At 51.8% G+C, this 14,376-nt stretch carries 16 protein-coding genes and 2 pseudogenes; 3 read left to right on the top strand and 15 right to left on the bottom strand.

All coding sequences use genetic code 11. From position 1 onward, the window contains the following. The first annotated feature begins 1 nt into the window (after position 1). Both BGK49_RS07760 and BGK49_RS07755 read left to right on the top strand, forming a co-directional pair. Entirely contained in the window at positions 2-778 is a 777-nt protein-coding gene (locus BGK49_RS07760; RefSeq protein ID WP_001136921.1) for an HPr family phosphocarrier protein, read from the top strand. A gap of 88 nt (positions 779-866) precedes the next feature. Next, positions 867-2,231: a GntP family transporter gene (locus BGK49_RS07755; RefSeq protein ID WP_000104447.1), complete on the top strand. Its 1,365-nt coding sequence runs from the start codon at positions 867-869 to the stop codon at positions 2,229-2,231. A gap of 93 nt (positions 2,232-2,324) precedes the next feature. Here the strand turns inward: BGK49_RS07755 and rpoS are convergent. The 12 genes and pseudogenes from rpoS to cysD all read right to left on the bottom strand — a co-directional run bounded on the left by rpoS (position 2,325) and on the right by cysD (position 12,047). Then, positions 2,325-3,317, bottom strand: a pseudogene (gene rpoS / locus BGK49_RS07750) (RNA polymerase sigma factor RpoS). Positions 3,318-3,379: 62 nt separating this feature from the next. Continuing rightward, positions 3,380-4,426: a murein hydrolase activator NlpD gene (gene nlpD / locus BGK49_RS07745; RefSeq protein WP_306308696.1), complete on the bottom strand. Its 1,047-nt coding sequence runs from the start codon at positions 4,424-4,426 to the stop codon at positions 3,380-3,382. Positions 4,427-4,610: 184 nt separating this feature from the next. Next, a complete protein-coding gene (gene pcm / locus BGK49_RS07740; RefSeq protein WP_000254708.1) occupies positions 4,611-5,237 on the bottom strand; it encodes a protein-L-isoaspartate O-methyltransferase in 627 nt (208 codons plus the stop codon). After that, positions 5,231-5,992, bottom strand: a complete 762-nt coding sequence (surE, locus tag BGK49_RS07735; RefSeq protein WP_001295182.1) for a 5'/3'-nucleotidase SurE — start codon at positions 5,990-5,992, stop codon at positions 5,231-5,233. The genes pcm and surE overlap by 7 nt, the downstream gene beginning before the upstream one ends. Then, positions 5,973-7,022: a tRNA pseudouridine(13) synthase TruD gene (gene truD / locus BGK49_RS07730; protein ID WP_000568918.1), complete on the bottom strand. Its 1,050-nt coding sequence runs from the start codon at positions 7,020-7,022 to the stop codon at positions 5,973-5,975. Before truD ends, surE begins: the two co-directional genes overlap by 20 nt. Continuing rightward, a complete protein-coding gene (gene ispF / locus BGK49_RS07725; RefSeq protein WP_001219242.1) occupies positions 7,019-7,498 on the bottom strand; it encodes a 2-C-methyl-D-erythritol 2,4-cyclodiphosphate synthase in 480 nt (159 codons plus the stop codon). The genes truD and ispF overlap by 4 nt, the downstream gene beginning before the upstream one ends. Continuing rightward, a complete protein-coding gene (ispD, locus tag BGK49_RS07720) occupies positions 7,498-8,208 on the bottom strand; it encodes a 2-C-methyl-D-erythritol 4-phosphate cytidylyltransferase (RefSeq protein WP_000246138.1) in 711 nt (236 codons plus the stop codon). Before ispD ends, ispF begins: the two co-directional genes overlap by 1 nt. An 18-nt stretch (positions 8,209-8,226) precedes the next feature. Then, positions 8,227-8,538, bottom strand: a complete 312-nt coding sequence (gene ftsB, locus BGK49_RS07715) for a cell division protein FtsB (RefSeq protein ID WP_000517468.1) — start codon at positions 8,536-8,538, stop codon at positions 8,227-8,229. Between the two features lie 193 nt (positions 8,539-8,731). Continuing rightward, on the bottom strand, positions 8,732-9,055 hold the full coding sequence (locus tag BGK49_RS07710) for a DUF3561 family protein (protein ID WP_001246104.1): 324 nt from the start codon (positions 9,053-9,055) through the stop codon (positions 8,732-8,734). Positions 9,056-9,104: 49 nt separating this feature from the next. Continuing rightward, positions 9,105-9,710, bottom strand: a complete 606-nt coding sequence (gene cysC / locus BGK49_RS07705; protein WP_001173679.1) for an adenylyl-sulfate kinase — start codon at positions 9,708-9,710, stop codon at positions 9,105-9,107. Continuing rightward, positions 9,710-11,137 (bottom strand): sulfate adenylyltransferase subunit CysN, encoded by a 1,428-nt coding sequence (gene cysN, locus BGK49_RS07700; RefSeq protein WP_001090374.1) that lies wholly within the window; start codon positions 11,135-11,137, stop codon positions 9,710-9,712. Before cysN ends, cysC begins: the two co-directional genes overlap by 1 nt. 1 nt (position 11,138) lies before the next feature. Further along, a complete protein-coding gene (gene cysD / locus BGK49_RS07695) occupies positions 11,139-12,047 on the bottom strand; it encodes a sulfate adenylyltransferase subunit CysD (RefSeq protein WP_000057622.1) in 909 nt (302 codons plus the stop codon). Between the two features lie 251 nt (positions 12,048-12,298). On the opposite strand from cysD, the gene iap reads away from it, so the two are divergent. Beyond that, on the top strand, positions 12,299-13,336 hold the full coding sequence (gene iap / locus BGK49_RS07690) for an alkaline phosphatase isozyme conversion aminopeptidase (protein WP_000490434.1): 1,038 nt from the start codon (positions 12,299-12,301) through the stop codon (positions 13,334-13,336). Positions 13,337-13,542: 206 nt separating this feature from the next. Here the strand turns inward: iap and cas2e are convergent, their stop codons facing one another. From cas2e to BGK49_RS07675, 3 genes and pseudogenes are all read right to left on the bottom strand, one after another. After that, positions 13,543-13,836 (bottom strand): type I-E CRISPR-associated endoribonuclease Cas2e, encoded by a 294-nt coding sequence (cas2e, locus tag BGK49_RS07685; RefSeq protein ID WP_000063176.1) that lies wholly within the window; start codon positions 13,834-13,836, stop codon positions 13,543-13,545. Then, positions 13,836-14,168: pseudogene (locus tag BGK49_RS07680) on the bottom strand (type I-E CRISPR-associated endonuclease Cas1e); the annotation flags it as partial. The gene cas2e and the pseudogene BGK49_RS07680, both read right to left, overlap by 1 nt. Positions 14,169-14,184: 16 nt before the next feature. After that, positions 14,185-14,376 (bottom strand): IS1 family transposase (locus BGK49_RS07675; protein WP_000718190.1); only part of this gene is annotated, 192 nt, incomplete at its 5' end.

Below are 14,376 nucleotides of genomic sequence, written 5' to 3'. Positions count from 1 at the left end.
AATGCCTCGTTTTGCAGCTAATTTATCCATGATGTTCACCGAAGTGCCTTTTATTGAACGCTTCGCCGCAGCGCGAAAAGCCGGGTTCGATGCTGTGGAATTTCTGTTTCCCTATGACTACTCCACCCTGCAAATCCAAAAGCAACTGGAGCAAAACCATCTGACACTGGCGCTGTTCAATACCGCTCCCGGAGATATTAATGCGGGGGAATGGGGATTATCCGCCCTTCCCGGACGTGAGCACGAAGCACACGCAGACATCGACCTGGCACTGGAATATGCATTGGCGCTCAATTGTGAACAAGTCCATGTGATGGCAGGCGTCGTGCCCGCTGGCGAAGATGCTGAACGGTACCGGGCAGTATTTATCGATAATCTCCGCTACGCTGCCGACCGCTTTGCGCCACACGGCAAGCGAATATTAGTTGAAGCACTCAGCCCCGACGTTAAGCCTCATTATCTCTTCTCCAGCCAGTATCAGGCACTGGCTATTGTTGAAGAGGTTGCGCGAGATAACGTGTTTATTCAACTAGATACTTTTCATGCGCAAAAAGTAGATGGCAACCTGACGCATTTAATCCGCGACTACGCTGGGAAATATGCGCACGTACAAATTGCCGGACTACCTGATCGACATGAACCGGACGATGGAGAAATCAACTATCCGTGGCTGTTCCGCCTGTTCGATGAGGTGGGATATCAGGGCTGGATCGGTTGTGAATATAAACCTCGTGGCCTCACCGAAGAAGGGCTTGGCTGGTTTGACGCCTGGCGCTAATTCGTTAAATCCCTAATTACAACGTACCCATACATCCCCCCATCTACGGATGGGGTAGGTTAACTATAACTTTCAGACAGGGTTTCCCATGTCCACAATTACATTGTTATGCATTGCGTTAGCTGGCGTAATCATGCTGTTGCTGCTGGTCATCAAGGCAAAGGTACAACCATTCGTTGCTCTGCTCCTCGTCAGCCTGTTAGTCGCACTTGCGGCGGGTATACCGGCGGGCGAAGTGGGTAAAGTGATGATCGCCGGGATGGGCGGTGTGCTTGGTTCCGTCACTATTATTATTGGTCTGGGCGCTATGCTGGGGCGTATGATCGAACACTCTGGTGGTGCAGAGTCACTGGCTAATTATTTCAGTCGCAAGTTAGGTGACAAACGAACTATCGCTGCGCTGACTCTGGCAGTGTTCTTCCTCGGTATTCCCGTCTTCTTTGATGTCAGCTTTATTATTCTTGCGCCAATCATTTACGGTTTTGCCAAGGTTGCCAAAATATCGCCACTCAAATTTGGCCTGCCTGTCGCTGGAATCATGCTAACTGTTCATGTGGCAGTACCGCCGCATCCAGGCCCTGTCGCCACAGCGGGGTTACTCCACGCAGACATCGGCTGGCTAACCATCATCGGTATTGCGATTTCTATTCCCGTAGGGATTGTTGGCTACTTTGCAGCGAAAATAATCAATAAGCGCCAATATGCGATGTCAGTAGAAGTACTGGAACAGATGCAACTGGCTCCGGCCAGTGAGGAAGGCGCGACAAAATTAAGCGATAAAATAAATCCACCGGGCGTCGCGCTGGTCACCTCGCTAATTGTTATTCCTATCGCGATTATCATGACGGGTACGGTTTCCGCAACACTGATGCCGCCTTCGCATCCCCTGCTTGGTACGCTACAGCTGATCGGCTCACCAATGGTAGCTCTAATGATTGCGCTGGTGCTGGCATTCTGGTTATTGGCTTTACGTCGCGGCTGGAGCTTACAACACACCAGCGACATTATGGGCTCAGCCCTTCCCACTGCGGCGGTAGTGATTTTGGTTACTGGTGCTGGAGGGGTATTTGGCAAAGTGCTGGTGGAATCGGGCGTCGGCAAAGCCCTTGCCAATATGCTACAAATGATTGACCTGCCTCTGTTACCAGCCGCATTTATTATTTCACTGGCTCTGCGTGCATCGCAGGGGTCAGCAACCGTAGCAATCCTGACAACCGGCGGGTTACTCTCAGAAGCGGTGATGGGATTGAATCCGATTCAGTGCGTATTGGTGACGCTGGCAGCCTGCTTTGGTGGGCTTGGCGCGTCACATATTAATGACTCAGGGTTCTGGATTGTGACCAAATATCTGGGGTTGTCGGTAGCAGACGGTCTGAAAACCTGGACAGTGTTAACGACCATTCTCGGTTTTACCGGATTCTTAATTACCTGGTGCGTATGGGCGGCAATTTGACCTTAATAAAAAGGTCCGATGGGCATCGGACCTTTTATTGTGCACAGAAAAGGCCAGCCTCGCTTGAGACTGGCCTTTCTGACAGATGCTTACTTACTCGCGGAACAGCGCTTCGATATTCAGCCCCTGCGTTTGCAGGATTTCACGCAAACGGCGCAGGCCTTCAACCTGAATCTGGCGAACACGTTCACGGGTGAGGCCAATTTCACGACCTACATCTTCCAGTGTTGCCGCTTCGTACCCCAGCAAACCGAATCGACGTGCCAGCACTTCACGCTGTTTGGCGTTCAGCTCGAACAGCCATTTGACGATGCTCTGCTTCATATCGTCATCTTGCGTGGTATCTTCCGGACCGTTCTCTTTTTCATCGGCCAGGATGTCCAGCAACGCTTTTTCGGAATCACCACCCAGCGGGGTGTCTACCGAGGTAATGCGCTCGTTAAGACGAAGCATACGGCTGACGTCATCAACTGGCTTATCCAGTTGCTCTGCGATCTCTTCCGCACTTGGTTCATGGTCCAGCTTATGGGACAACTCACGTGCGGTTCGCAGGTAAACGTTCAGCTCCTTTACGATGTGAATCGGCAAACGAATAGTACGGGTTTGGTTCATAATCGCCCGTTCAATCGTCTGGCGAATCCACCAGGTTGCGTATGTTGAGAAGCGGAAACCACGTTCCGGGTCAAACTTCTCTACCGCGCGGATCAGCCCCAGGTTGCCCTCTTCGATAAGGTCCAGCAACGCCAGACCACGATTGCCATAACGGCGGGCAATTTTTACCACCAGACGCAAGTTACTCTCGATCATCCGGCGGCGAGAGGCGACATCTCCACGCAGTGCGCGACGCGCAAAATAAACTTCTTCTTCGGCCGTTAACAGTGGTGAATAACCAATCTCACCAAGGTAAAGCTGAGTCGCGTCCAACACACGCTGTGTGGCTCCCTGCGATTACAGTTCCTCTTCGGCCAAATCGTTATCACTGGGTTCCTCTTCTACTAAGGCCTTTTCGTCAAAAACCTCAACTCCGTTCTCATCAAATTCCGCATCTTCATTTAAATCATGAACTTTCAGCGTATTCTGACTCATAAGGTGGCTCCTACCCGTGATCCCTTGACGGAACATTCAAGCAAAAGCCTGGTTCCGCCGATTTATCGCTGCGGCAAATAACGCAGCGGGTTTACGGATTTCCCCTTGTAACGAATTTCAAAATGCAAGCGTGTTGAACTGGTTCCGGTGCTACCCATGGTTGCTATTTTTTGCCCCGCCTTCACTTCTTGTTGTTCCCGGACCAGCATTGTGTCGTTATGGGCGTAGGCACTCAGGTAATCATCATTATGTTTGATGATAATCAGATTACCGTAGCCGCGCAGCGCGTTACCGGCATAAACAACGCGGCCATCTGCGGTCGCGATAATTGCCTGTCCTTTGCTGCCTGCGATATCAATCCCCTTGTTGCCCCCCTCAGAAGCGCCAAAGGTTTCGATCACTTTGCCCTCAGTCGGCCAGCGCCAGGTGGAGATAGGCGTACTGGTTGATGTACTGCTGACAGTTGGCTCGGTTGTGCTTGCTGTTGGTACCGTTACAGGCGCTGTGACCGTGGTCGCAGCTGGCTTGTTGTTCGGCAACATTTTGTTAGCACTCTGTTCACCCGAAGATTCAGAATACGTAATTGTCGGTTGCGACGCAACAGCAACGGTGGAATTTTGTGCAGGCTTGATCACAACTCCTTGCTCTGCTGCGTCGGCCTGGGTAATGGCATTTCCGCCAGTGATTGGCGTACCGGAAGCATTACCCACCTGCAAGGTCTGACCAACATTCAGCGCGTATGGTGCCTGAATATTGTTGCGCTGAGCAAGGTCACGGAAATCGTTGCCAGTAATCCAGGCGATATAGAAAAGTGTGTCGCCTTTTTTCACGGTATAGGTACTGCCGCTATAACTGCCTTTCGGAATGTTCCCATACTGACGGTTATAGACGATGCGTCCGTTTTCCATCTGTACCGGCTGCTGAGCTACTGGCTGCACTGGCTGGATTTGCGGTTGCTGGGCTGTAGACGTCGTCCCCATTTTCGGCGGCGGCGTAATCAACATACCAGAATTGGTATTTGCAGGCGCATTGCCATTAACGGAGCTGACCGGTGCCGGTGGATTTGAAGTGTCAGAACAGCCTGCCAGCCATAGCGAAACCAGTGACAAAGCCGCAATGCGGCGAACGGTGAATTTTGGGCTTCCCGCGCTCATTTATCCCCCAGGAAAAATTGGTTAATAACCAGTGACATAATTACCGTGCAAGGCACCCTACTGAACACTGGAAAAGATGTTCACGATACGCTGACCTGCGGCAAAATAACCAGGAAAAATCCAGGTATTTCCTCACGTTTTAAGCCAGCTCCCCCTTCACTAAAGGGACAAAGCGCACGGCCTCCACGGTATCGATAATAAATTCGCCTCCCCGACGACGCACCCGTTTCAAATACTGGTGCTCCTCCCCTACGGGTAAGACGAGAATCCCGCCTTCGTCCAGCTGCGTCATTAGCGCAGTTGGAATTTCCGGCGGTGCCGCCGTAACAATGATAGCGTCAAACGGCGCGCGTGCCTGCCAACCTTGCCATCCATCGCCATGACGGGTTGAAACATTATGTAAATCAAGATTTTTCAGGCGGCGACGCGCCTGCCACTGCAAACCTTTAATCCGTTCGACCGAGCAAACATGCTGGACAAGATGCGCCAGGATTGCCGTTTGATATCCCGAACCGGTGCCAATTTCCAGCACCCGCGACTGCGGCGTCAGCTCGAGTAATTCGGTCATTCGCGCCACCATATACGGCTGCGAAATTGTCTGCCCCTGACCTATCGGCAAGGCGATATTGTCCCAGGCTTTTTGTTCAAACGCTTCATCAACGAATTTTTCACGCGGCACGGCAGCAAGTGCATTCAGCACCTGCTCATCCTGAATACCTTGCGCACGTAATTGATCCAGAAGTGCTTGTACGCGTCTGCTTACCATTGCGTGCCAACTCCCACGCTGTTTAACCAGTCTGAAACCACATCTTGCGCGCTATGCGCAGTTAAATCCACATGCAGCGGCGTGATGGAGACATAGCCCTCATCTACCGCAGCAAAATCGGTCCCCGGACCGGCATCACATTTACCGCCCGGCGGGCCAATCCAGTACAGCGTATTGCCGCGCGGATCTTGCTGCGGGATCACCTGATCTGCCGGATGTCGTGTACCGCAGCGCGTCACGCGAATACCTTTGATTTGATCCAAGGGTAAATCCGGAACGTTAATATTAAGAATACGTCCGGTGCGCAGCGGCTCTTTACACAGTGCGCGCAAAATTGAACAGGTTACCGCCGCGGCAGTGTCGTAATGTTTATGCCCGTCAAGCGAGACGGCCAGCGCCGGAAAACCTAAATGACGGCCTTCCATCGCGGCGGCTACCGTACCGGAATAAATAACGTCATCCCCCAGATTCGGCCCGGCGTTAATGCCGGACACAACAATGTCCGGGCGCGGACGCATCAGAGCATTCACGCCAAGATAGACGCAATCGGTCGGGGTTCCCATTTGCACAGCAATATCACCATTTTCAAAGGTAAACGTGCGCAGGGAGGATTCCAGTGTCAGAGAATTTGAAGCGCCGCTGCGGTTACGATCGGGGGCGACCACCTGAACGTCAGCAAACTCACGCAAGGCTTTCGCCAGCGTTTGTATACCGGGTGCATGTACCCCGTCATCATTACTCAGCAATATGCGCATAATCACCTGTTGTGTTGATAAGTTCCCTGACAACGCTGGTTGCAAAACTACCCGCCGGAAGCCAGAAACGGATCTCTACGGTGACGTCATCCCACCAATTCCAGCTTAATTGTTGCGGATACAGCAGCATCGCTCTGCGCGCGGCTTCAACTTTTTCGCGCACCAGTAAAGCTTGTAATTCAGTTTCTGCGGCGACAGCTGCTTGTTCGAATGCCAGCGCTTCACGCTGAGTTCCCCATTCGCCACTGCCCGGCAATGCGGCGGTTATCATCAGCTCTTTATCGTTGACGCGATGCTGTAATTCCGCCAGTTCTTCGGTGGTTGCTACAAACCAGCTACCACGTCCGGCTAATTGTAGCGCATCGCCGTCAACAACTTGATTAACGTCTGCTTTTTTGAGGCGCTCAGCAACAATCTGATTAAACAACGCACTGCGGGCTGCCGACAACCAAAAACTCCGTTTATTGCGATCGCGCACCGGAGTATTGGTTTGCGCCCAGCGCAGCGCGCCCTGCAAGTTGCTACCGCCAATCCCAAAACGTTGGGCACCGAAGTAGTTCGGTACACCTTTTACGCAAATATCGATCAGACGTTGTTCAACGTCATCGCGATTGCTCACTTCGCGCAGAACCAGGGTAAAGGCGTTACCTTTCAGCGCGCCTAAACGCAGCTTGCGCTTGTGCCGCGCATACTCCAGCACCTGGCAGCCTTCCAGTTGAAAGGCGCTCAGATCGGGCATTTCCTTGCCTGGCACGCGAGCGCATAACCACTGTTCCGTAACAGCATGTTTGTCTTTTTGCCCAGCGAAGCTGACTTCACGGGCATGAATTTTCAGGAATTTCGCCAGTGCATCCGCCACAAAACGGGTATTGCAGCCGTTTTTGAGGATTCTAACCAGAATATGCTCACCTTCACCATCAGGCTCAAAGCCCAAATCTTCCACCACCACAAAGTCTTCCGGATTGGCTTTCAGCAGCCCGGTGCCTTGCGGTTTACCGTGGAGGTAAGTGAGATTATCAAACTCAATCATTTTGTTGCCTTAATGAGTAGCGCCACCGCTTCACAGGCAATCCCTTCCCCACGTCCGGTAAATCCAAGTTTTTCCGTAGTAGTGGCTTTCACGTTAACATCATCCATATGGCAGCCGAGATCTTCGGCAATAAACACGCGCATTTGTGGAATGTGCGGCAACATCTTCGGTGCCTGAGCGATGATAGTGACATCGACGTTGCCCAGGGTATAACCCTTCGCCTGAATACGACGCCAGGCTTCGCGTAGCAGCTCGCGGCTGTCGGCACCTTTAAATGCCGGATCGGTATCCGGGAACAGCTTGCCGATATCCCCCAGCGCCGCCGCGCCAAGCAATGCATCGGTCAACGCATGGAGCGCCACGTCGCCATCAGAATGCGCCAGCAATCCTTTTTCGTAAGGAATGCGTACGCCACCAATGATAATTGGGCCTTCACCGCCAAAGGCATGTACGTCAAAACCGTGTCCAATTCGCATTATGTATTCTCCTGATGGATGGTTCGGGTGAGGTAAAACTCGGCCAGTGCCAAATCTTCCGGGCGCGTGACTTTAATGTTATCCGCACGGCCTTCGACCAACTGAGGATGGAATCCGCAATATTCCAGCGCCGAGGCTTCGTCGGTAATAGTCGCGCCTTCATTTAGAGCGCGCGTCAGACAGTCATGTAACAGCTCACGAGGGAAAAATTGCGGCGTCAGCGCGTGCCATAAGCCGTTGCGATCAACGGTATGAGCAATGGCATTTTTGCCCGGTTCGGCACGTTTCATCGTATCGCGCACTGGTGCGGCTAGGATCCCTCCCGTGCGGCTGGTTTCGCTCAACGCCAACAATCGCGCGAGGTCATCCTGATGCAGACAAGGACGAGCGGCGTCATGCACCAATACCCACTGCGCGTCGCCAGCGGCTTTCAAACCTGCCAGCACGGAATCGGCACGCTCATCACCGCCATCTACAACGGTGATTTGCGGATGATTCGCCAGAGGAAGTTGTGCAAAACGGCTATCGCCAGGACTTATGGCAATGACGACACGTTTCACCCGGGGATGCGCCAGCAGCGCATGCACCGAGTGTTCAAGAATGGTTTGATTACCGATTGAGAGATATTGCTTAGGACATTCCGTTTGCATTCGACGGCCAAATCCGGCCGCCGGAACCACGGCGCAAACATCCAAATGAGTGGTTGCCATGTTAATTCCCGGGCTGATTTATCGATTGTTTTGCCCCGCAGACTGTGCGCGCTTCGACGCGTCAGGCACCAGACGATAAAAAGTTTCGCCCGGCCTGGTCATGCTGAGTTCATTACGCGCACGCTCTTCGAGCGCCTCCTGGCCGCCATTGAGATCGTCAATTTCGGCAAAAAGTTGATCGTTTCGCGCTTTAAGTTTCGCGTTTGTAGCTTGCTGTGCCGCCACATCATCATTGACGCGGGTATAGTCATGTATACCGTTCTTACCGAACCACAGCGAATACTGTAGCCAGATCAGAATAGCCAGCAACAGCAGCGTTAGTTTACCCATCCTGCCCCCTGAAAAACGGCATCATCATCCCATGCATCCGAAGACGACTCTACATCCTCTGTTGGGGATACCGCGACAACGCGGGCAAATGTACCACATTTGTCCATTGTTACGTATACCCAGGGCGTGCAGAACATAATCTCATTATTAGTTACGGTTTGAATTATGAACAGAGGAGACAAGAAAGTACAAATTAGCCCAGTAGCCACATAAACAGTGCGCCAAACATAATGCCTACTGTCACCAGGGTGAAAACAATACTGTAGCGTAGCTTTCCGTCCATCAATGAATGCAGCGCAATCCCCACCACTACCGCGACAGGCATCAGTGCCAGAAAGAAAGGCCAGGTGTAGATAAAGAAGAACAGCGTGTTAGAGCCATAAATCAACATCGGCATCGCCAGCGCAAATAACCAGGAGATAAAACCGACCACGGCACCAGGCAGTGACCATGTGGTTTCTTCATCCTCAGTAAGGCTGTCGTTATTTGTTAGTGTAATGTTATGGCTATTACGCATATTTGATCCTGTTACTTTGACGAACCGGGCATGGAAACCCGGTGGTGTCTCAGGATCTGATAATATCGTTCTGTCTCAACAGATCTAATAATTGCTGTACCAAATTTGTTACTAATTGTTCACCATTGAGATGAATTTCTGCCGATTCAGGCGCTTCGTAAACGGAATCTATTCCCGTAAAGTTGCGCAGTTCACCGGCACGCGCTTTCTTATATAAGCCTTTGGGATCGCGGGCTTCGCAAATCGCCAGCGGCGTATCGACAAACACTTCGATAAAGCGCCCTTCTCCTACGCGTTCGCGAACCATCTGGCGTTCGGCGCGGTGTGGCGAGATAAATGCGGTCAGCACCACCAGTCCGGCTTCAACCATCAAATTCGCCACTTCACCGACGCGACGGATATTCTCTTTACGATCGGCATCGCTAAAACCGAGATCGCTGCATAATCCGTGGCGAACATTGTCGCCATCCAGCAGATACGTACTGACGCCGAGTTTATGTAACGCCTCCTCCAGCACCCCGGCGACCGTTGATTTACCGGACCCAGAGAGGCCGGTAAACCACAGCACTACACCACGATGACCGTGGTGTAGCTCGCGTTGTTGCACAGTGACCGGATGGCTATGCCAGACGACGTTTTCGTCATGCAGCGCCATTATTTATCCCCCAGCAAATCGCGCGCGCCCCAGTGCGGAAAGTGGCGACGAACCAGGGCATTCAATTCCAGTTCGAATGCACTGAATTCAGATGACGCAACGGCGGCCTCGTTTTTCGGCTCATGCACCATACCGGCACCAACAGTCACGTTGCTCAGGCGATCGATAAAAATCAGCCCACCCGTCACCGGATTTTGTTGATAACGATCTAACACCAGCGGCTCGTCAAAAGTGAGATCCACGAGGCCGATCCCATTCAGTGGCAGGTTTTCAACTTCACGCTGGGTAAGGTTATTAATATCAACCTGATAGCGAATGCCATCAACACGCGCGCGCGTCTTCTTACCGGCAATTTTGATGTCGTAACTCTGGCCCGGGGAAAGCGGCTGTTCCGCCATCCATACCACATCCACCGACGCGCTCTGCACCGCCGGTAACGCTTCGTCTGCCGCCAGCAGCAGATCGCCACGGCTGATGTCGATCTCATCCGTCAGCACCAGGGTGATCGCTTCTCCGGCAAAGGCTTCTTCGCGATCACCATCAAAAGTCACGATCCGCGCGACGTTTGATTCCACACCAGAGGGCAGCGCTTTGACACGTTGCCCGACTTCCACGCGACCGGATGCCAGCGTTCCGGCGTAGCCACGAAAATCGAGATTCGGGCGATTAACGTACTGCACCGGGAAGCGCATTGGCTGGGCATCCACCACTCGCTGGATCTCCACGGTTTCCAGCACTTCGAGCAGTGTCGGACCGCTGTACCACGACATACTTTCACTTTGCGATGCCACGTTGTCGCCTTCCAGTGCAGAGAGCGGCACAAAGCGGATATCCAGATTACCCGGCAGCTGCCCGGCAAAGGTCAAATAATCTTCACGAATACGGGTGAACGTCTCTTCACTGTAATCCACCAGATCCATTTTGTTGATCGCCACGACCAGATGTTTGATCCCCAACAGTGTGGAGATAAAACTGTGACGACGGGTTTGATCGAGCACGCCTTTACGGGCATCGATCAGTAAGATCGCCAGTTCACATGTCGATGCGCCAGTCGCCATATTGCGAGTGTACTGCTCGTGCCCTGGGGTGTCGGCGATAATAAATTTACGCTTCTCGGTAGAGAAATAACGGTAAGCCACGTCAATGGTGATGCCCTGTTCGCGCTCAGCTTGCAGGCCGTCCACCAGCAGTGCCAGATCCAGCTTTTCGCCCTGGGTGCCGTGACGCTTACTGTCGTTATGCAGCGATGAGAGCTGATCTTCGTAGATTTGGCGGGTATCGTGCAGCAGGCGACCAATCAGGGTACTTTTGCCGTCATCGACGCTACCACAGGTCAGAAAACGCAGCAGGCTTTTATGTTGTTGCGCAATCATCCAGGCTTCGACGCCGCCTTCATTGGCGATTTGTTGTGCAAGTGCGGTGTTCATCTTAAAAATACCCCTGACGTTTTTTCAGCTCCATAGACCCCGCCTGGTCGCGGTCAATCACGCGGCCCTGACGTTCACTGGTGGTAGAAACCAGCATCTCTTCGATGATCTCCGGCAGTGTTTGTGCATTTGACTCCACCGCACCGGTCAGCGGCCAGCAGCCCAGCGTACGGAAACGCACCATCCGTTTTTTAATCACTTCGCCCGGTTGCAGGTCGATACGGTTGTCATCAATCATCATCAACATACCGTCGCGTTCCAGAACCGGACGTTCCGCAGCGAGATACAGTGGCACAATGTCGATATTTTCCAGCCAGATGTATTGCCAGATATCCTGCTCGGTCCAGTTAGAGAGCGGGAAGACGCGGATGCTTTCACCTTTGTTAATTTGCCCGTTGTAGTTGTGCCACAGCTCCGGGCGCTGATTTTTCGGAGCCCAGCGATGGAAGCGGTCACGGAAAGAGTAGATTCGCTCTTTAGCGCGGGATTTCTCTTCATCACGGCGCGCACCACCGAAGGCGGCATCAAAACCGTATTTGTTCAGCGCCTGTTTCAGGCCTTCAGTTTTCATAATATCGGTATGTTTCGCGCTGCCGTGTACGAATGGATTAATCCCCATCGCCACGCCTTCCGGGTTTTTATGCACCAGCAGCTCGCAGCCGTAGGCTTTAGCAGTACGATCGCGGAACTCATACATCTCGCGGAATTTCCAGCCGGTATCGACATGCAGCAACGGGAAAGGCAGCGTACCTGGATAAAACGCCTTGCGCGCCAGATGCAGCATGACGCTGGAATCTTTACCGATAGAGTAGAGCATCACCGGATTTGAGAATTCTGCCGCCACCTCGCGAATAATGTGGATGCTTTCCGCCTCCAGTTGCCGCAGGTGAGTAAGTCGTTTTTGAGCCATAACCGTTCCTTTGCAATACCGCTATTTTCTTGCCATCAGATGTTTCGACTATAGGGAGCGTAAGAGAACGAATGAAATTACCAATTAGAATGAGTAGTTCCTTAACGGAATAACGATTTGGCAAAGCTAATATCAAAAAGTGCTTAAGGCACCGGATTTCGGGCGTTTAGGAAGATTTGAAATTGTTTTAGCGCAGCGGCAGTTTCATACTATGGCGGTAAAAAAATTTGCATGGTATTTAAGGACTCACTATGTTTTCCGCATTGCGCCACCGTACCGCTGCCCTGGCGCTCGGCGTATGCTTTATTCTCCCCGTACACGCCTCGTCACCTAAACCTGGCGATTTTGCTAATACTCAGGCACGACATATTGCTACTTTCTTTCCGGGACGCATGACCGGAACTCCTGCAGAAATGTTATCTGCCGATTATATTCGCCAACAGTTTCAGCAAATGGGTTATCGCAGTGATATTCGGACATTTAATAGTCGGTATATTTATACCGCCCGCGATAATCGTAAGAGCTGGCATAACGTGACGGGAAGTACGGTGATTGCCGCTCATGAAGGCAAAGCGCCGCAGCAGATCATCATTATGGCGCATCTGGATACTTACGCCCCGCTGAGCGATGCTGACGCCGATGCCAATCTCGGCGGGCTGACGTTACAAGGAATGGATGATAACGCCGCAGGTTTAGGTGTCATGCTGGAATTGGCAGAACGCCTGAAAAATACGCCTACCGAGTATGGTATTCGATTTGTGGCGACCAGCGGCGAAGAGGAAGGGAAATTAGGCGCTGAGAATTTACTCAAGCGGATGAGTGACACCGAAAAGAAAAATACGCTGCTGGTGATTAATCTCGATAACTTAATTGTTGGCGATAAATTGTATTTCAACAGCGGTGTAAAAACCCCTGAAGTAGTAAGGAAATTAACGCGCGACAGGGCGCTGGCAATTGCGCGCAGTCACGGAATAGCCGCAACGACCAATCCGGGGTTGAATAAAAATTATCCGAAAGGCACTGGGTGTTGTAATGACGCAGAAATATTCGACAAAGCGGGCATTGCTGTACTTTCGGTGGAAGCGACTAACTGGAATCTTGGGAATAAGGATGGTTATCAGCAACGCGCAAAAACAGCCGCATTCCCTGCGGGAAATAGCTGGCATGACGTAAGACTGGATAATCAACAGCATATTGATAAGGCACTTCCTGGAAGAATAGAACGTCGCTGCCGTGACGTTATGCGGATAATGCTACCGTTGGTGAAGGAGCTGGCGAAGGCGTCTTGATGGGTTTGAAAATGGGAGCTGGGAGTTCTACCGCAGGGGCGGGGAATTCTAAGTGATATCCATTATCGCATCCAGTGCGCCCGGTTTATCCCCGCTGGCGCGGGGAACACACTAAGCATACATAACTGTTTTTAAACAAATTTATTCCGCATCAACAATCTACCAACTAAATTAAAACATTTCCTTATTTTTAAAGAACGGATAACTTATTGATTATCAACAGGAAGAAAAGAAACCAAACGTAACCCATCCAAATCCACCGGAATACGTCTGTTTTCTCCCCAGGTCTGAAATTCAAAACCCGACTCGGTATTGGTCGCCCAGGCCATCACCACATTTCCGCAACCAGCCAGTTGGGTAATTTGCTGCCAGATCATCTCCCGAATACGTTTTGATGTATCACCAACATACACACCGGCACGCACTTCCAGTAGCCAGATTGCGAGCCGTCCACGTAAGCGCGGCGGGACATTTTCTGTAACAACCACGACCATGCTCATCAGCCGCGTCCTCGATGACCGCTATCGCCCAACGTTTCAGGTTCGGGGATGGCTGGCGGTAACATATCCGGCGCAGGTTGTGGCGGTTCAATTTCACCTGCGGCAAGGACTTCCTCAATTAACGGTATTAATTTGCCCGTTAACTTAGTGCTACGGAAAATATCACGACAGGCTAATCTGACTTCTTTATCAGGTTCTGCGGGTTGCCTCGCCGCTATTTCAAATGCCTTTGGTACAACCGAATCAAATTTAATGATATCGGCTATGTCATAAACAAATGAAAGCGGTTTGCCACTATGGATAAACCCAATAGCGGGCGCATATCCCGCGGCTGGTAATGACTACAACTTATTGATAGTGTTTTATGTTCAGATAATGCCCGATGACTTTGTCATGCAGCTCCACCGATTTTGAGAACGACAGCGACTTCCGTCCCAGCCGTGCCAGGTGCTGCCTCAGATTCAGGTTATGCCGCTCAATTCGCTGCGTATATCGCTTGCTGATTACGTGCAGCTTTCCCTTCAGGCGGGATTCATACAG

The organism is Shigella sp. FC1544 (genome assembly GCF_001722145.1).
In the GTDB taxonomy this organism is placed as follows: Bacteria; Pseudomonadota; Gammaproteobacteria; order Enterobacterales; family Enterobacteriaceae; genus Escherichia; species Escherichia coli.
This window is presented reverse-complemented; position numbering and strand designations above follow the sequence as displayed.